Source organism: Paenibacillus castaneae, from assembly GCF_002884445.1.
Lineage (GTDB): Bacteria > Bacillota > Bacilli > Paenibacillales > Paenibacillaceae > Pristimantibacillus > Pristimantibacillus castaneae.
The window spans coordinates 3,977,488-3,995,217 of the sequence record NZ_KZ614144.1 but is presented as its reverse complement, the minus strand read 5'-3'; the positions used below and the strand labels follow the sequence as shown (position 1 = coordinate 3,995,217).

Sequence of the window (17,730 nt, the reverse complement as noted above, 5' to 3'; positions counted from 1 at the left end):
ATATGTGGAGACTACTTATTGCGGATGATGAACCGAAGATTCGTAGAGGATTATCGAAGGTGCTGCCTTGGCAGGAGCTCGGGATCGAGCTGGTAGGAGAAGCTGAGAATGGCTTGCAGGCGCTGGAGCTCGCAGCGGAAAGAAAGCCCCATATTCTATTTGTTGATATTTGCATGCCGTTCGTAGACGGTCTGGAATTCATTGAACGGCTGCAGCAAACGCTGGAGAATAGTATCGTTATCGTCATATCCGGTCATGATGAATTTCGTTACGCCCAGCAGGCGGTGAAGCTGCATGTATTTGAATATATGCTTAAGCCTGTTGTGAAGAGCAAGCTGGAGAGCGTCGTTAGGAAAGCGATCGGAGAGCTTGAACTAGCTCGCGATAAGGAGCAAAAGATGGAGTGGATGGATCAGCAGCTCAAAACGAATTCCGTTTCCATTCGCGATGCCTTTCTATTGAAATGGCTTGAAGGCATTGCAGCCGTTGAAGAGATTCATAGCCAAACCGCATTTCTACAGCTGGGCTGGGAGGGCGACGTTGGAATGATTGCGTTCAAAGTCATTCAAAACGTAGAATCCGGCAAATCAATGCGCGTATGGGACCGTGACCTGCTGGAATTCGCCTTAAAAAATATTACAGAAGATTTGCTTGCAGCCGATCGAGCCGTTGGCCGTGTTGTTCTCAACAATAAGAAAGGCCACATCATTGTAATGGGATGTATCAACAACTATACGGATTGGCTGATGCTAGGCCAGAAGATTCAGGACAAGATGGAAACGCTGCTTGAGAAAACGATTATTGTAGAGCAGCAATCGGCAGAATCAATTGAAGAGCTTCCGACGCTTTACCGCTCCCTGATGAAGGAGCTTGGCAGCAAAGGGAGTCTTTCTCCCATAGTGATTTTGACCAAAAAATTTATTGACCGCAATTATTATATGCCAACGCTCACCCTTGGCGATGTGGCCTCCGGTGTGCAAGTCAGCCCTACTTATTTGAGCAAGCAGTTAAAACGCGAGCTTGGTCTTTCATTTATTGATTATTTGACGGAGGTACGCATTCGTAAAGCGATACAGCTGATGTGTGATCCGATGTTCAAGGTTTATGAGATTGCAGAGAAGGTAGGCTACAGCAGCCAGCATTATTTCAGCAGCGCCTTTAAGAAAGTGACTGGAACCTCTCCAATCGTTTATAAGAAAGGGATACGTTCATGACGGGAAGCAAGATTGCAAAACTTGCTGTCATTATGATGCTGTTTGTACTGCTTGCGGTGCTGGCACGTTCCTGTATCAGCCGTCTGACGGATACAGATGTTGATAGCGGATACAAGTATTTGATCGGTGTATCCCAGCCGAATTTGAGCGAGCCTTGGCGTGTTGCCATGAATGAGGAGATCCAGCAGGAGGTAAGCAAGCATAACGATATGCGCGTCATCTTCACGGATGCCGCGCAGAGCAGTGAACAGCAAGCGCAGGATGTGAAGAAGCTGGTCGGTTATGGCATTGATCTGCTTATTATTTCCCTTGACGATCCGGTTGCGCTAACGCAAACGGTAACCGCTGTCTACAAAGATATTCCGGTTATCGTGCTGGGCAGAGGCGTTACAGGCTATGATTACACGCTTTATGTAGGGACAGATGATGAAATGATCGGCAGAAAAGCGGGTGAATTCGCAATGGAAACGCTTGGAGATTCAGGCGGAGCCATCGTTGAAATACAAGGGCTGGCTGGCTCGCCGACCGTTGATGACCGGAGCAAGGGATTCCGTGAAGCGATACAAAATTCGAAGCTGCATATCGTGAAGACGATGAATGCGGATTGGCAGCGCGATCGTGCGGAGGATTTGTTATACGAGTGGCTGAAGGAGAACAATGATGTCAATCTCGTATTCGCTCATAATGAGGCTATGGCGTTAGGTGCTTATCGAGCCGTGCAGAAGCTGGATCGGAATCATATTAACATTATCGGAATTGATGGGGTCAACTCTGAGAATGGCAGCCTACAGCTAGTATCCGAGAATAAGCTGACAGGCACTTTTACAAGTCCCCCAGGAGGCAAGGAGGCCATCCGTTACGCGATTGATATTTTGAATAAGGAAAAGGGCATTCCCAAAAAGGTTATATTGCGCAGTCAGAAGATAACCGATCAATGGGAAGATACGACCTCGCGCATCACACCATCGCCTGATCCATCGCCAGAGCAAGGGGACGCCCCGATTGTTGTTGGTTTTGCTCAGGTAGGCATGGAGAGCGGCTGGCGCATTGCCCATACGAAATCGGTAATTGATGCGGCGAAGGAAGCTGGTGTACAGCTGCTCTATGAGAATGCTGAGCAATCACAGGATAAGCAAATCGAGATCATTCGCCAGTTTATTAAGGAGAAGGTTCAAGTCATAGCGTTCTCGCCGAAGACAGAAACGGGGTGGGATGAGGTGCTGCAGGAGGCTAAGCAAGCCGGCATCCCCGTTATATTGTCGGATCGGGAAGTAAATGTTGGGGATGATACGCTGTGGACTGCTTATATCGGCTCCGATTTCCGTGAAGAGGGCAGACGTGCAGCCAGATGGCTGATGCAGCAGGCTGAAGCAGGGCAAAGCTATCAAATTGTCGAGCTTCAGGGAACCGCTTACTCCGCGCCGGCTGTCGGTCGAAGGCAGGGCTTCAATGAGGTCATTCAGACGGATCACAACTTTACTATTGTCGAATCGCTGCAGGGGGATTTCACGAAGAAGCAGGGCAAGGAGCTGATGGCTGCGGCGCTGAAGCGGCAGGGCGCGAAGATCAATGTCGTTTATTCGCATAACGATGATATGGCGTTGGGGGCGGTAGAGGCGATTGAAAATTTCGGATTGCGGCCGGGAAAGGACATTATTATCATTTCTGTTGACGCGACCAAATCAGCGCTTAAAGCGCTCAGTATAGGCAAGCTTAACTTCGCGGTGGAATGCAATGCGCTGCTCGGTCCTCAGCTTATGAAAGCTGTCAAAGATTTATCGGAGGGCAAGGAGCTTCCGATGAAGATCATTACGGCGGAAGGCGTATTTACTCAAGAATCTGCCAAAATGGCACTGGCAAGCAGAGAATATTGAATCTAGGGAGCAGACGGCAGCAAATCGCGTTATGAACGATATTGCTGCCGAAAGCTTTTGGGCGTGCTGCCGGTATATCGATTGAAGCATCGAACGAAATAAGGGAATGAGCCGAATCCCGATTCCTCTGCAATATTTCCAATGGGCTCATTCGTATGAATCAGCATTTGTTTAGCTTGTTCCACACGATGGCGATTTAAAAACTCCAGCGGCGTACAGCCGAACGTCTTCTTCATGCATAGCGAAATATAATTTTCATGAAAATGAAGTGCTTCTGATAATCGTTTATAGCTAATAGGCTCCTTGTAATATTTGCGAAGCAGGAAAGCTGCTTCTTCAGCGACAATTAAATGTGGACTCTTATGCTGTTCTCCCTCCTCGTCCTGCAGCAGGAGCATCAGATCCTGGAATATTATTTGTCGTCTCCATAATGCCGAAGTAGTTTGTTCATGTTGTAATTGAATCAGTTTTTCTAGCTGCTCACTTATTAGTCCCAATGAACGAAGCTCTCCAAATCTCGAAATATAGAAGGAGAAGGTTTCTATTTGCGGATATGCGTGGTCTGTTTGCGGCAAGGAAAGCGAGAGCGTCTCTGTAGTCTCTTTCCAGCGGCTAAGAGATTGGAAATGAAGCCAATAAAAATGGGTTTCAGCTTGGCAAGGCGCGGCCGTCCGGTGCGCCAAATCAGGACGTAGAATGATGTAATTTCCTTCGGAAACGCTGTACAAATGATTGTCTTCCTCCAAATGCAAGGTTCCCCGCGTGACAACAATCAAATCAAATACTCCGATATGCGACCGATCGGGATGTTTGCCGTCTACGGGGTAGGTGTCTTCTCCGCTAACAATGTAGTGCGGCATAGGCGGAGCAATGAATTGGATCATATTCAAATCATCCTCTCAAACAGCTTTTATATATTCTATCATAAGGATTTTCTCCAGCTTCGTAAATTCTGATCTAGCTTCCTGAAATGTTGTAATTGGACAAAAACAGGTTGTTTCCGGGTATGTAGTCCGATGTGGTCCAAATGTTATATTCAAATAGGATCAGAATTAAACTGACAGGATAAGAGGAGTGAGCGACCCTAATGAAATTACATGCAACTGCATTTGAGGCTCTGCCGTTAGGAGACATTAAACCGTCTGGCTGGCTAAGAAATCAGCTTCGGATTCAGGCGGATGGATTTACCGGCCATTTAGAGGAGCACTGGGCAGATGTTGGTCCTGAGAACGGCTGGATTGGCGGTAAAGGCGAAAGCTGGGAACGCGGACCCTATTATTTGGATGGATTGCTTCCGCTTGCTTATTTGTTGGAGGATCAGAAATTGATTGCGAAGGCGAACCGCTGGGTGGAATGGTCGCTTGCGAACCAACAGGAAAATGGGCTTTTCGGTCCTAATCGCATTGAAACAGTCAACCAAGATGTGAACAAGAACCATGATTGGTGGCATTACATGATCATGCTGAAAGTAATGATGCAGCATGAAGAGTCCACTGACGATGAACGAGTTATTCCTTTTCTTACGAAATTTTTTAAATATACGCATGCCACGATTGAAACACAACCGTTGGACGGTTGGGCGAAGTCGCGGGGATCGGAGATGCTGCTCTGCATTATATGGTTGTACAAACGGACAGGAGATTCCTTTCTGATGGAGCTGGCAGAAATCGTAGCCAAGCAAACAACGGACTGGAGTGATATTTTTCATGACTTCCCGTTCTGGCGCAAAGTTTATGAATGGGACTGGACTTCACATGTCGTGAATGTAGCAATGGGAATCAAAACTCCGGGCTTATTATTTGAATTAACCGGCGATATGACGGAGCGGGAAGTGGTTCACCGCGGCATTGATTCCCTGATGACTTATCACGGACAAGCGCATGGTATGTTCTCGGGAGATGAATGGCTCTCTGGCACTCATCCAAGTCAAGGGGTGGAGCTCTGCGCCGTCGTTGAATATATGTTCTCAATGGAGCAGCTTACTCGTATTTTCGGTGAAGGACGCTATGGGGACATTTTGGAGAAGGTGGCCTTTAATGCGCTGCCAGCAGCGATTTCTTCCGATTGGACATCACATCAATATGACCAGCAGGTGAACCAAATTATATGCAATGTCGCTCCGCGCGCATGGAGCAACGGACCAGACGCAAATCTGTTCGGCCTTGAGCCTAATTTTGGCTGCTGTACGGCCAACATGCATCAAGGCTGGCCGAAGCTAGCCTCGCATCTATGGATGAATGATCGAAACGGCGGTCTTGCTGCGGTTTCCTATGCTCCATGTACCGTGAAAACTAAGGTAGGATCGGGTGCTTCCGCAATGATGGAAGTGAGCGGGGAATATCCATTTCGAGATCGGATCCTTATGGCACTCACGCTTGACCGTTCGGATCGGTTTGCCATTTCGCTGCGCATTCCTGCTTGGTGCCAAAATCCGCGGATTACGTTGAATGGAGAAGCGGTTGAACTGCCTATCGAAGCTGGTTATGCGAGGCTTGAACGGGAGTGGATGAATGGAGATCAGCTGGAGCTGCATCTGCCAATGGTTGTACAGACCACATCGCGCCATTTACACGCAATCAGCGTGGAGCGGGGGCCGCTTGTGTTCGCTCTTCCTATTCAGGAGAACTGGCAGATGATTAAGGAACGCGCCATGTTCCATGACTGGGAAGTATATCCTGCCTCAGCATGGAAATATGGGCTGCTCGCAGAAACGGAATATGAAGTCAGTGAATATGAAGTGCCTACACAGCCATTTTTAGCTGCCTCGGCGCCGGTTAAGCTTAAAGTCAGCGGACAGCTGGTGCGGGATTGGAAGATGGAAGGCAATAATGCGGGGACCGCTCCTATATTTCCTAACACCGAAGGACAGCCGGTAACCGAATTGGAGCTTGTTCCATATGGCAGTGCGAAGCTGCGAATTGGTGAATTTCCGCTGATCGGTGCGCGTAAATCGAGTAAACAGAATTTGAAGCAATCCTAATAATGCGTTCATCCTATTAAATGAAAATCGCTTCAAGCCTATGAACATAATTCAAGGCTTGAAGCGATTTTGTTTTTTGCGAATCTGTTACACCTAATCGATACGGGTTGGAAGGACGTGCAAAGAACTTTCTGATGCAAGGATAGGAGCGGCTTGCTTCTCGCGTTGAACGGCATTCAAATTATTGCGTACGGGACCTACAATATATTTGCCGAATGAAAGCTTGTTTAAATACTTCGTTGTTAACCATGCTGCACAGAAACAAGTGATATAAATAATTGGAATGGTGATGAACGGATGAATATGCTTCGTTAATGGCATGTAAAAAATAACAAACACTCTCATAAACACACTATGGGTTAAATAGATGCCGAAGGAATGATCCGAAATGGAAACCATGAAATTGGGAACGGATTTCATATGGTTCGAAATATAAAAAATGAGAAAAATGATGGAAGGAGCAAATAACAAATAGCTGACTCCTTTGGAACTAATGACCGGCGATAGATCTAGATATTTGAAGGCGAGCACGGGAATAGCCGTTATAATCGGCAAACTCCATACCCATCTTTTTTTTCTGTTTAATAGATGAAGGAATGAATCGTAATGCTTCCCGCAATAGTAGCCTAATGCGAAATAAAATGACCATCCGATGAATGGCAGCCAGCTCGTGTAATACCAAATATATTCCGCGGTGCTTGGGTTCGAGAAACCAAATGGCGGCACGAAATTAAAAAAAGAAAGATAGAGAAAATTGATAATGAACGATATAGGAAGAACCGTTTTGGCAGACCAATGTTTCAGCTTGTTATGTAATAGGTAATGAATAAGAATGAATTGGATAATAATTAAAATAAAATACCCATTGTAGTCTGCCATAAAAATGTTTCTGAATATGGCGGTTAGTATCGTTTGTACCGTGTAGGGCTCTTGGTTTTCATAAACCTTATAGATGGAGCCTATTATACCCATCGCAATAAAAGGAGGTATGAGAACTTTCATTCGCTTTGATATAAAATGCTTTGGCAGGTTTTCTTTATAATTTTTGGCAATAAGAAATTCTGTAATGAAAATAAAGATCGGAGTACCAACGTTAAAAATAAGTCTCGCTGCATTCAATACAGCGCTTTGCTCATATAATCGGCCTGTAAATATAAGCGAATGAACCATTACGACAAATAAACAGCCGACACAGCGTAATAACAATATTTCATAAGATATTTTTTTCGTCATTTAGAAGCCACCTTTAAGATAAAGTTATTCATATTGAATAACATGATACATTAAAATATTCTTTTTGACGATGATTTGAGCGCAATTAAGCCCTAATTGACTAGTTGATAGCTCTGCATTAAACGCTATAAGGCTAAAGACCCCCAACGGTTCGAAAAACAAAAAAAGCCTTCTCCCCCGTGAGAGGAAGAAGACGATTGTTCATTTGCCTTTGCGAGTCAATTCAGCGAGGTTATCCCATTGCTCATCCGTAACCTCTAAAAGGCTGTTAAATTGGCCAGCGCCCTGCAGCCATTCACCTCCGTCAATAGTCACGACTTCACCGTTCATATAGCTGGCATAATCAGATATGAGGTAAGCAGCTAAATTAGCAAGCTCAGCTTTATCACCGACGCGGCGCAGGGGAATTCGGCGAACCATCTGCTCCTCCAGCTCCGGTGTAGGAGAGAGACGCGACCAAGCGCCTTCCGTTGGGAAGGGACCAGGCGCGATCGCGACCTGCCGGATACCGTATGGAGCCCATTCAACCGCCAGGGATCGCGTTAATGCCAGCACCCCGGCTTTCGCCGCTGCAGAGGGTACAACATAACCTGATCCATTGGAAGCATAGGTCGTTACAATGTTCAGCATCGTTCCGTTTCTTCCTTGCTCAATCCATCTTTTGCCTAGCTCTAAGGTCGTATAGAAGGTGCCATGCAGTACGATATTCAAGATAGCATCCACTGCTTTTGGCGATAGCCGCTCGGTCGGGCTGATGAAGTTTCCGGCTGCGTTATTAACGAGCACATCGATATGTCCGAAGTGGGCCTCGGTCGCTTCGATTAGCTCTTGAACCTGTACGGGATCTCGAATATCGCAGCTTTTGTAAAAAACTTGATTGCCATTAAAGCTCATTTCCTTGGCTGCCATTGCAAGCACTTCCTCGCGGCGGCTGGCAATGGCTAGGCAGGCACCCAGCTCAAGAAACTTTTCTCCCATGGCACGACCGAGACCAGTCGCTCCGCCCGTAATGAGAACCACCTTATCCTTCAACAGGTCTTTCGCAAAGGGACTCATCACTTTAATCTCCTTTGACGCTTTTACCCTTATATTATTTGGAAAGCTGCCCGATCATGACTTGTTTATTTTAATGAATATAGCGTTTGATAAAATGTGATACTTTCTGCTCGTAAGCAGCCTCATCTGTTCGATAAGCCATCCCATGGCTGGCTCCTTCAACGATGAATATGTCTTTCTCGGTCCTGCACGTATCAAATAATCTCATAGCCATTTCGGTCGGTACAAATGTATCATCGCCTCCATGTATGAAGAGCATCGGAAGTTTATTGTTTTCCAATTGCTTCAATGATGAAGCCTCAGCAAAGCTATAGCCTGCTTTAATGCTTGTTAACCAGCTTGTTGTATGCAATATCGGAAAGGGAGGAAGCTTGTACAAGCGCCTAAGCTGATAAGCGAGCTGGTCATAAACAGATGTATAGCCGCAATCCTCGACGATGGCTTTCACTTGCTTGGGCAAAGCCTCGCCGCTTACCATCATGACAGTAGCGCCGCCCATCGAAATGCCATGCAGGACAATTTGAGCTGCCTCACCAAGCTTGTCCACTGCTTTCTGAATCCACAGCAAATAATCCTTCCGATCAGGCCAGCCGAACCCAATATAATCTCCTTCGCTTGCGCCATGTCCGCGATCATCCGGCATAAGCACATTATAGCCCAGCTTTTCATAATAAAATTTTGCAAAGCTGCCCATATCCTTTCCGCTTCCGGAATAGCCATGAGCCAAAATGGCCATTTTGTTTGTCGGGGTTGCTGCGGCCTTATAATAGCCTACCAGCTTTAAACCGTCATTAGAGCTGATATGCCAAGTTTCATAGGTCTGGTTCTCTATCCATTTGTCGCCGTTTTGTTCAACGGGTGTTGGTTCATCGGGTACCAAATCTTTATTATCGCTTAGAAATTCTTTGGAATTTCGTTTAATGGCCATGTTGTAAAAATAATAGCTAACGCCGATTAAAGCGCCTGCTACAATGATTGCTGCAATGATTATTCCAAATAGGACCGGGTGCTTCGTAATTGCCATATTTGCTCACGCATCCTCTCTTTTTCTCCATATAGAACATGTCCATCTGCTGTTTTTGAGGGGATTGCACCTTGTTATTAATAACCTAAAGTGGGCTTTTCTTTATTATGCGATATTGTACTTGGTTTTCATTCCATAAAGAAACAGCTGCTCTAGACTATAGCCTTTGAGACAGCTGTTTCTTCCTTATTCCAGCTCTACAGGCAATTGAAACTTAGAGAAATAACCGTTGGAGGAACCAACATAAAGGTCGTTGCCGTCTATATTCATATAGCCATTCCACGTATCCGCATCTCCCAGCTCAGGATAGCCGAACATGACATCTTGAATACGATTCATAATTTGCCCATTATCTTTACGAATGACTAAGAGGTCCCCTTCATAGGGCAAAAGTAAGTACTTTTCTTTAATAGTGAAGGAACCAACCTCAGAGTTTGTTAGCATTTTGCTAAAACCGTTCGTTTGCAGCTGCCAGAGAATGCGACCGTCCATTTTATTGATAGCAGAAGGAATGCCATCAACGATAACATACAATACTTCATCCTCAATTACAGCCTTGGTGGCTTTGCCAGGCAGGCTCCAAAGCATTTTTCCAGATTGTGTATCGAAAAATTCGGTTTCAAATATACTGTCATCCGTACGTATGGAACCATGTTCAGTTTTTTGAATCAATAAGAACCTTTTGTCTACAGGGGAGACCAATTCGTTACTCCTAACCTGATATCGGCTAATGACATGGCTCGTTTTCACATTGAGCAAAATCTGCTCTGAGCCTAGCAGCAGCCAACGCTCGCTAAGATCGGCGTTAAAGGGTTTTTTGCGTTCCGTGAACAGCCCGGCAGAGTATTGAATCGGTCCATCCCATACGCCGTTTACGTTTATGCTCCACTGAACCTTGCCTGTATTGGGTTGAAGAGCCTGCAGCGTGTTCTCATATTGGAGCAGTATATAAGGATCATTCTCGCTTTGATTATGGATCTGAAACGCGCCCTCAAAGCTTCTACTCCATTTCTGCTTGCCTGTCTTTACATCCCAGACCAACAATTCTCCTTTCTCAAGCTGGTCACTCGGTCGATTATAGAGAAGAACAGCGTCTTTAGCTCGAGCCAGCATCATAAAGCTATGGTCTTCAGGAAACTCGCGTTTCCAAATAACTTTGCCGTCAGAGAGCCTAATATGCTGTACGAGCTGCACATATTTTTTGATATCCGGGTTGTAAGGTGTGGAGACCGTGATCTGATTTCTGCTGCTGTCAAGGAAAGCCGCGAATCCGCTGTGACCCGCTTTAACTTGCCAAAGCATCTTTCCGGTAAGCCGATCTAGCGCATACAGATCAGAGTTGTCATGCATCCCGCTGAAATAACCATCGTCGCCTTTTATAAGAAGTATATGATCCAAGGCCCCGTATAAGTAATTGTAACTGAGCCAGTGCTGGTTTCTCCATGTCCAATTAGGCTTTATAGTAGGAGCTAGCGGAAATACACGAAAATCAAAAGCTTGATATTCTGGATATTGATACCTGCTGATCTGTGTATGGCCGCTGTCCGTAACAGGAAGAATCAATTTCCATTCCGTTAGTTTTCCATCCTCTGTGAAGGTTATCAAGGCCTGACCGTCTTTATGCTCATAACGCCAGGTGATGCCGAGCCGTATCGGTCCGCTGCCTTGATCCAGGTTTTTGGATGCTTCAATGAAATGGGGTTTTCCTAGCAGCTGCTCAACAATTGATTGATCGATCCCTTTATAGAAAACAGCTTCAATGATTTGATTCATTTCAACAAGTGGTACGGTGGAGCCTTCCTGAAGGATTCCCGTCTTAATCTCTTCCAGCTTGCTAATATCTCTTTCGTTTACCCAAAGCAGAAGGGGGCGAAGAACTTTGTTGTCTTCGTACCCAGGCTGGGGAGGCAGCAGCACGCCATACCAGTCTTCCCATTGCAGTACAGCATAGAAAGCAGTCTGTTCATTCAAATCTTTTTTTCGATTGATGCTATCTGGGAACAAAGACAATTCTGCATTTGGGTTTAATGTCAGGCGTGCAGGAGATGTTATCTGTATATTCTGCGCGGCATCTGTGCCATACCAAACGGGTATCCATATGGTTCCTATCTCTTGTGAGTCAATTTGTACAAACTCTCCTTTGATTTTCTGAACATTGAGCTTCGTATTCGCTTCACCGTAATACATGATCTTCGAAGTAGTATCCATATCTTCCGGCTCATTGAGGAAATAGGGCGTGAATGAAGCCGTTGTGAATTGATTCTGTGGATAGGGCAGGGCTAGCGGTTCAGGAGTTTCCGTGATTAGATCAGCTTGAGTCGTTTCAATGGCAATGACGGGGGAAGGGAGAGCTGAGCTCTCAGCTCCATTCTCAGCTTCACAGCTAGCTATAACAAGAACAAGTGTGGCAACCATCACGAGAAGAGCAGCAGTTCTAGCATATAAGTGTAGTTTTGGCATGCGGTCATACCTCGTTATTCGGCAATTTTATAATGATCGTGTCATTAGCTGCATTCCACTTCACGCTTGCGCCAAGTGCGTCTGTTATAAAGCGAAGCGGCACAACTGTTTTGCCTTTATCATAATGCGGCGCTTCAGGCATTTGTTTCTTGACACCGTTTATTACAGCTTCGTGTTTATAGACCTCTATCGAGAGGTTGGTTTTGTTCTTGCTAATTGAAATTTTTCCTGCATCGTAGGACACCTTTGCACCGATCGCTTCGAATATATCACGCAGCGGCACGAAGGTCGTACCATTCATTATGAAGGGATCGGAGCTTAGCGAGATATAGGAATCATTTAATTGGATGGAATAGCTTTTGATTACAGCGGACGGCTTAATGGCTATAATCGGTTGAATGCCATCAAGGTGATAAAAATCCATTTTTCCTGCTCCCCATGACCAAACGGTCCCATTTTTGTCTAATGCAAGACCGCTGTTAATCGTTACGGATTCGATATCAACGATAGCAGTCAAGCCTTTGAGCTGTTTAAGCAAACCGTTATCTTCGAAGTTCCATACGGTTCCGTTTTGGTGCAGGGCCAAATTATATAATGAGGTGTACCTTGCTGCCGATACTTTGATGAAACCGCCTTTTGTTGAAGTAGCTTCTCTATTGTCAAAGTTTAGAAATCCGCCCTTTTTGAGCAGTAACATGGCACCGTAATAATCATTGCCCATTTCTGAAATAGAAATTACATCCTTTATCGCAGAAGTCGTATCCTTCCCATTACGAATGTGGTTCCAATATCCCCATCTATCCACTTCGCCGTTCCCTTTGACAAAAGATATATTGTTGGAAGAAGCTGCAATCGCAATCACATCGCTTGAATCTACTTTGCCAGGTGTGCTGGCCTTTTCTGTTTCTGACTGGTCATGATCTGAAGTACAGTAGGATTCATCATAAGCAAACTCTTTTCGTGACAATGCGGACATGCATACATTACCCCATATCCATGCGACACGCTCCTCCGTAAGGGCAACATGAAAATGTCCTCCGCTCGCAATGGCAGTAACATGATTCAAGCCTTTTATTTGTGTAGGCTCATAGACTTTCTCATCCGTTTTGCCGTTTCCGATTTGTCCGTATCGATTGGAGCCCCAAGTCCATACCGTACCGTCCGCTTTCAAAGCAATGTTGCCGACTTCAGCAGCGATGGCTCCCGGAATATTCGGTCCGCGCTTCGCTTGTTCATTGCCTGACCAAGTCCAAATCGTACCGTCCTTCTGTAGCGCCATATGCTCATCCTCGAATGAATCAATATCAATAATATCCGTAAGTGCAGACCCTCTGTTTATTACGTTTTGTTTGCCAAAAACCAAGCTTGTTTGTATTAGGTTTAGAGCTAAGAACAGTATCAGCAATGTGGGAACTTTTTTGAACAGCTTCATCCTTATGCCTCCTTATTAAGAAAAAAATGGTTCAGCATTATAGACGCAAGCTGGGTTTGAAAAGTTGTTCATCAACCATCGTGTATGAACATAATTTAGTAGGAATTAGCTGTGGAAAAGCGATTAAATGAAACAATCCTCCCCAAGTGGAGGGAGGATTGTTCTTATTGCCTATTTCTTTGCTTTGAAATGGACAACTGCGCTGTAGAGCATTTTTTCTATTTTCGGATTAAACACCGCATGATGGCTAACGTGAAACACTTCTAGCAGCAGCCCTTTATTATTTTCGATTTGTTGATCGATTTTGAGTTCAAGCGTTTTAAGGTCATAGGCTTCAAAAAATTCAACTTTGTTTTCAATTAAATCTAATCGGAAATCCATTGGCTTTGTCTCCTAAATATCGATTCATAATATAATTATATTATATTATATCGTGCAGTTTGGATTGTTACAAAGAAATGCTAGAGGACGCTCTGGAAAAATTGGTTTTTGTATGCAGATGGAATGATAAACGATATAATTTAGAAAAAAATAGGTGAAGAAGTGAGGTGCAACAATGAATAATCAAGAGGGCGACCTCCTGCGGCATCCCAGTATTCTACAACAGATTTGGAAGTATAAACTGCATTATGTTATTGTCATTCCTGCATTATTTTTCATTTTAACTTTTAAAGTATGGCCATTCCTATATGGATTCATATTATCGATGAAAAATTACCAACCCATGCACGGGATTTCGGACAGTGAATGGGTCGGGTTTCAAAATTACATTAGCTTGCTTAAAAATCTAGATTACCGGAATGTGCTTTCAAACACTTTGGCTATCAAAATAAGTTATATTGTTATAAGCGGAATTACGGCTTTTGTTATCGCTTTGGCTCTAAGCGGCGTTCGATCGAATAGGCTGAGACAAATATTCTCAACCTTATTCCTTATTCCTTTTTTTATACCGTCTGTTGTTTTTGCAAGCCTTGCCATGCTGGCAGTCTCGCCTTCAAAGTCTCCGTTCGTTCTAGGGGAACTATTTGTGCTTGCTGATCCTGAGCTGTTCAGTCCGTTTATCGTATTTATTGAAATTGTGAAAACGAGCGGCATACCTGTATTAATTGCGCTCGCTGCTATCGCATACAAGCATGGAGCCGTGTCGCAGCAAACGGGCGGTTTAAGTTTAAGACAAAGCAATTATGCCAGCATGAATATTATTCCTGCCCTCAGAGCCGTATGCGCTTATATGCTGCTTCAAACATCTACTCTATTAAGTTCAGATTTAGAGCTTATTACGAGCTTGCTTAATCCGCTCGTTTATCAGACCGGAGACATAGTAGATACCTATAACTTTAGGATGGGCTTCCACCAAATGAATTATAGCGCTGCTGCAGCTTCTGATATGATTCGATTTTGTATTCAGTTTGTGTTTACGATAGCTGCATATTTTGCCGTTAAGAGCTTATTTTCACGAGATTTGTTCAGCCGCAGTAGCCCGGAATCGAAGCTTCATACACCAGCGAAGACCAGCAGCATTATCGGTATCGTTGTCGCTGCTTTTTTTGCCATAATCGTATTAATTCCGGTCTACTTATTATTTATATATCCGTTAACAATTGCTAACCCAGAACCAATAGCTTGGTTGGATACACAAGTTATTTGGAATACTATCCTTCAAATTTTTATTAGCTTCGTTTCGGTTATTATATTTCTACTGATGACCGTTACGCTTGCCTATCCTCTCACGGTTGAAAATTTGCCTGGCCGAGGCCTCTATAAGCTGTTTTTGCTGTTTGCGCTTGTTCTCGGTGTGAACGGGATAGGAGAATATATGCTATTTCGCAATATGGAGATGATTAATACCGTTTTTCCACAACTGGTTTTTGGTTTTTTTAACTTGGTTAGTGTGTTTGTGTTAAAAAGTATTTTTAACAGCAAGTACAGTAATCTGAAAGCAGAGGCGGAGAGGGGAGGAAGGGGGGAACTGCATACGATGTTCACTCTCTTTATTCCAAAGGTATGGAAGCCGCTTCTGGCACTCGGCGTGCTGCAATTCGTGGCCATATGGAATTCTTATTTCATCTCGTTATTATATATCAATAATCCCGAGCAGTTTTCGGCATTAATGAGGTTTATGCAAATATCCGCATCTGCAGAGGGTGGAAGCCCATCTCATCTGCAAATGGGTGCCTTAATAGCATTACCTCCTTTACTGCTCTTCCTGATCTTCCGCAAATGGTTAACAGCTGAGGTGTTAATCAGTCAAATTAGAAAGCTGTAACGGACACCACCTATATAGCCCCCTAAACCACTTGGACACTTTCTACCACTTCAGCTACACTAAACGAAGTGAGGGATAGATCGATGAAAAGAAGGTTTAGGTGCCCTGTTGAAGCAAAGAAGGAGTTCGTCGTAGAGGTGCTAGCCGGCTACCGTACAGAGGTGGTGGCGAGAAAGCATGGTATGTCTCCTAAAACGCTAAGCAACTGGGTTCGTCAATATCAGGACGAGGTGGGCGAGCTAATGGTCAAGAGACAAGATGATGCAGAGAAGCTAAAAAAGGACGCAGCTAAACTTGAAGAGCTTCAAATGAAATACAACGAAGCGATGAAGCTGCTGGGGGAAAAAGAATTGGAGAATAACATTCTTAAAGATCTGGTTAAAAAAAGTACCCCGACTGGAAATAGCGATGTATTGGATTAGCCTAGGTTTTCCCATCCGTACGGTTCTACGCATCTGCCAGGTGCCACGCTCTTCGTACTATTATCGCATGAAGCATTCTGAACCTCAGAAGCCAATCGGTAAAGGGCGCCCCATTCCTGGTTTCTCTTATGACATCAACGGTAAAAAAGTGGCAGACACGCGGATTAAAAGCTACTTAAGGCAACTGATCGCCGGCCCTAACGAAGCGTTTGGATACCGTAAGTTGACGGTTCTTCTACGTCGGAAATATGGACTCGTGATTAACAAGAAAAAGGTCTACCGCCTCTGTAAAGCGTTATGTATCCTAGCGCCGCAAAGGGAACGTACAAATAAAGTACCTAGACGTGTAGCGAATAACCGAGTGGTAACGGGACCTAACCAATTGTGGCAAATGGACATTAAGTACGGTTATATAGCAGGTAAACGGCGTCATTTCTATTTAGCTAGTATTATTGATGTATTTGACCGAGCCATCGTCGCCTATTACAAAGGGAAGGCCTGTAATACGCAGGCTGTGCTGCACACCTTACAGAAAGCGCTGCTGAAACGAAATGTGAATGTACAAGACCATGCTTTGGTTATTCGCACAGATAATGGACCGCAGTTCATTAACAAGGCTTTCTATGCCTTTTGTGAACAGGCTGGCATTGAACATGAACGTACGCCAAACCGAACCCCTAACAAAAATGCTTATATTGAGTCCTTTCACAGCATTTTGGAAAGGGAATGCTACCAACGTAATTGTTTTGAGACTTACGAAGAAGCATTTACCGAGGTGGATCGTTTTTTGAAGTACTACAACAACCATCGTATTCATGGCAGCCTCAAGGACTGGCCACCTAGGGAATATCTTTCTCTAGTCAAACAAGGATTGATAAAACCTAAAGATATTGCGTTATGATGCGAACTCATTAGAATGAACGTGGTAGTGTCCAGAATTAGGGGGTTAACCCGCCACAGACCTTATATGCTGAATAATCTCTATTATTTGATTCTAACGGACATCAGAGCCGTTAAGGACCCAAAAAACATCGAATATGCCACTTGAAAAGGAAAATAGCGGCTTTCATGTCCGTTAAACTCTGTATTATTCAAAAAAAGCGAGAATAACGGAACCAATGTCCGTAAGGCGATGCTCCTCCACGCGTCTCAAAATCGACAAAGGCATCTGCTGCACAATGGATTTGTGCAGCAAATGCCTTTTTTCTGAAAGCAATCAATGTTCTTGCTAAATGTGAGTCTTTTATTTAGCTACAACCTTGAACATGCCAGTCATGTTCGGCGCATGATTAGCAAAGCCGTACTGTTCATAGAAGGCTTCCTTGCCATGCGAGGCGAATAGTCCGACAAATGCTGGCCCAACGGAGCGGGAGTCTATATATTGCATAAGTTTTTCGATAATTAGCTTGCCAAGGCCCCTGCCCTGGTACAGAGGCGATACAGCGACATCTTGTACATAATGATACATCGCACCATCGCCTACAACTCTGCCCATGCCAATAACCTCATCGTCATACTCGACCACGACTCCATATATGGAGCTCGCCAAGGAAAGGCTGGTCATTTCGGTATGAACGTCGCCCCAACCAACAGCTTCCCATAATGCTTTATGCTCGGAAACCGAAGGAAGACGCTCGATAAGTACAAATGATTGTTTTGTCATATTTAAAACCACCTATCATTGAGTATCGGTGGTTGCTTCATTCTGAACAACCGCCGTTTTATACGTTGGTTTCGTTCGCTTCTAACTTCATGTCGATCAGCCTCCT

14 protein-coding genes are annotated in these 17,730 nt (G+C 44.6%); 6 read left to right on the top strand and 8 right to left on the bottom strand.

Translation table 11 applies throughout. The features are described 5' to 3' along the window. Window positions 1-2 precede the first annotated feature (2 nt). Together CEF13_RS18255 and CEF13_RS18250 are read left to right on the top strand one after the other, a co-directional pair. Window positions 3-1,214 (top strand): response regulator, encoded by a 1,212-nt coding sequence (locus CEF13_RS18255; RefSeq protein ID WP_102712707.1) that lies wholly within the window; start codon window positions 3-5, stop codon window positions 1,212-1,214. After that, entirely contained in the window at window positions 1,211-3,088 is a 1,878-nt protein-coding gene (locus CEF13_RS18250; RefSeq protein WP_102712705.1) for a substrate-binding domain-containing protein, read from the top strand. The genes CEF13_RS18255 and CEF13_RS18250 overlap by 4 nt, the downstream gene beginning before the upstream one ends. A gap of 29 nt (window positions 3,089-3,117) precedes the next feature. Here CEF13_RS18250 and CEF13_RS18245 read toward each other — a convergent pair whose 3' ends face one another. Beyond that, window positions 3,118-3,972: a helix-turn-helix transcriptional regulator gene (locus CEF13_RS18245; RefSeq protein WP_102712703.1), complete on the bottom strand. Its 855-nt coding sequence runs from the start codon at window positions 3,970-3,972 to the stop codon at window positions 3,118-3,120. A gap of 203 nt (window positions 3,973-4,175) precedes the next feature. Between CEF13_RS18245 and CEF13_RS18240 the strand changes: the two genes are divergently transcribed. Next, the gene (locus tag CEF13_RS18240) at window positions 4,176-6,068 is read left to right on the top strand and encodes a beta-L-arabinofuranosidase domain-containing protein (RefSeq protein ID WP_102712701.1); all 1,893 of its coding nucleotides are present in this window, start codon (window positions 4,176-4,178) and stop codon (window positions 6,066-6,068) included. Window positions 6,069-6,161: 93 nt separating this feature from the next. Here CEF13_RS18240 and CEF13_RS18235 read toward each other — a convergent pair whose 3' ends face one another. The 6 genes from CEF13_RS18235 to CEF13_RS18210 all read right to left on the bottom strand — a co-directional run bounded on the left by CEF13_RS18235 (window position 6,162) and on the right by CEF13_RS18210 (window position 13,654). Then, window positions 6,162-7,301 (bottom strand): acyltransferase family protein, encoded by a 1,140-nt coding sequence (locus CEF13_RS18235; RefSeq protein WP_102712698.1) that lies wholly within the window; start codon window positions 7,299-7,301, stop codon window positions 6,162-6,164. Between the two features lie 201 nt (window positions 7,302-7,502). Continuing rightward, window positions 7,503-8,357, bottom strand: a complete 855-nt coding sequence (locus tag CEF13_RS18230; RefSeq protein ID WP_102712696.1) for an SDR family oxidoreductase — start codon at window positions 8,355-8,357, stop codon at window positions 7,503-7,505. Window positions 8,358-8,427: 70 nt separating this feature from the next. Beyond that, complete coding sequence (locus CEF13_RS18225) at window positions 8,428-9,381, bottom strand: alpha/beta hydrolase (protein WP_102712694.1); 954 nt, start codon at window positions 9,379-9,381, stop codon at window positions 8,428-8,430. A gap of 186 nt (window positions 9,382-9,567) precedes the next feature. Further along, complete coding sequence (locus CEF13_RS18220; RefSeq protein WP_102712692.1) at window positions 9,568-11,841, bottom strand: outer membrane protein assembly factor BamB family protein; 2,274 nt, start codon at window positions 11,839-11,841, stop codon at window positions 9,568-9,570. Window positions 11,842-11,845: 4 nt separating this feature from the next. Then, the gene (locus CEF13_RS18215; RefSeq protein WP_102712690.1) at window positions 11,846-13,273 is read right to left on the bottom strand and encodes a stalk domain-containing protein; all 1,428 of its coding nucleotides are present in this window, start codon (window positions 13,271-13,273) and stop codon (window positions 11,846-11,848) included. 171 nt (window positions 13,274-13,444) lie between these two features. Next, entirely contained in the window at window positions 13,445-13,654 is a 210-nt protein-coding gene (locus tag CEF13_RS18210; protein ID WP_102712688.1) for a YrzA family protein, read from the bottom strand. A gap of 175 nt (window positions 13,655-13,829) precedes the next feature. Here CEF13_RS18210 and CEF13_RS18205 point away from each other — a divergent pair, with 175 nt between their 5' ends. From CEF13_RS18205 to CEF13_RS18195, 3 genes are all read left to right on the top strand, one after another. Then, on the top strand, window positions 13,830-15,539 hold the full coding sequence (locus tag CEF13_RS18205) for a hypothetical protein (protein WP_102712686.1): 1,710 nt from the start codon (window positions 13,830-13,832) through the stop codon (window positions 15,537-15,539). 83 nt (window positions 15,540-15,622) lie between these two features. Beyond that, window positions 15,623-15,961: a transposase gene (locus tag CEF13_RS18200; RefSeq protein ID WP_102712684.1), complete on the top strand. Its 339-nt coding sequence runs from the start codon at window positions 15,623-15,625 to the stop codon at window positions 15,959-15,961. Beyond that, entirely contained in the window at window positions 15,948-16,862 is a 915-nt protein-coding gene (locus CEF13_RS18195) for an IS3 family transposase (RefSeq protein ID WP_102712682.1), read from the top strand. The genes CEF13_RS18200 and CEF13_RS18195 overlap by 14 nt, the downstream gene beginning before the upstream one ends. 342 nt (window positions 16,863-17,204) lie before the next feature. On the opposite strand, the gene CEF13_RS18190 is transcribed toward CEF13_RS18195, so the two are convergent. After that, window positions 17,205-17,624 (bottom strand): GNAT family N-acetyltransferase, encoded by a 420-nt coding sequence (locus tag CEF13_RS18190; protein ID WP_102712680.1) that lies wholly within the window; start codon window positions 17,622-17,624, stop codon window positions 17,205-17,207. Window positions 17,625-17,730: the final 106 nt, after the last annotated feature.

Excerpts from the sequence above, each read along its gene's own strand:
- CEF13_RS18255 (WP_102712707.1), top strand. The coding sequence starts at position 3 with ATGTGGAGACTACTTATTGCGGATGATGAACCGAAGATTCGTAGAGGA.
- CEF13_RS18250 (WP_102712705.1), top strand. The coding sequence starts at position 1,211 with ATGACGGGAAGCAAGATTGCAAAACTTGCTGTCATTATGATGCTGTTT.
- CEF13_RS18245 (WP_102712703.1), bottom strand. The coding sequence starts at position 3,972 with ATGATCCAATTCATTGCTCCGCCTATGCCGCACTACATTGTTAGCGGA.
- CEF13_RS18240 (WP_102712701.1), top strand. The coding sequence starts at position 4,176 with ATGAAATTACATGCAACTGCATTTGAGGCTCTGCCGTTAGGAGACATT.
- CEF13_RS18235 (WP_102712698.1), bottom strand. The coding sequence starts at position 7,301 with ATGACGAAAAAAATATCTTATGAAATATTGTTATTACGCTGTGTCGGC.
- CEF13_RS18230 (WP_102712696.1), bottom strand. The coding sequence starts at position 8,357 with ATGAGTCCCTTTGCGAAAGACCTGTTGAAGGATAAGGTGGTTCTCATT.
- CEF13_RS18225 (WP_102712694.1), bottom strand. The coding sequence starts at position 9,381 with ATGGCAATTACGAAGCACCCGGTCCTATTTGGAATAATCATTGCAGCA.
- CEF13_RS18220 (WP_102712692.1), bottom strand. The coding sequence starts at position 11,841 with ATGCCAAAACTACACTTATATGCTAGAACTGCTGCTCTTCTCGTGATG.
- CEF13_RS18215 (WP_102712690.1), bottom strand. The coding sequence starts at position 13,273 with ATGAAGCTGTTCAAAAAAGTTCCCACATTGCTGATACTGTTCTTAGCT.
- CEF13_RS18210 (WP_102712688.1), bottom strand. The coding sequence starts at position 13,654 with ATGGATTTCCGATTAGATTTAATTGAAAACAAAGTTGAATTTTTTGAA.
- CEF13_RS18205 (WP_102712686.1), top strand. The coding sequence starts at position 13,830 with ATGAATAATCAAGAGGGCGACCTCCTGCGGCATCCCAGTATTCTACAA.
- CEF13_RS18200 (WP_102712684.1), top strand. The coding sequence starts at position 15,623 with ATGAAAAGAAGGTTTAGGTGCCCTGTTGAAGCAAAGAAGGAGTTCGTC.
- CEF13_RS18195 (WP_102712682.1), top strand. The coding sequence starts at position 15,948 with ATGTATTGGATTAGCCTAGGTTTTCCCATCCGTACGGTTCTACGCATC.
- CEF13_RS18190 (WP_102712680.1), bottom strand. The coding sequence starts at position 17,624 with ATGACAAAACAATCATTTGTACTTATCGAGCGTCTTCCTTCGGTTTCC.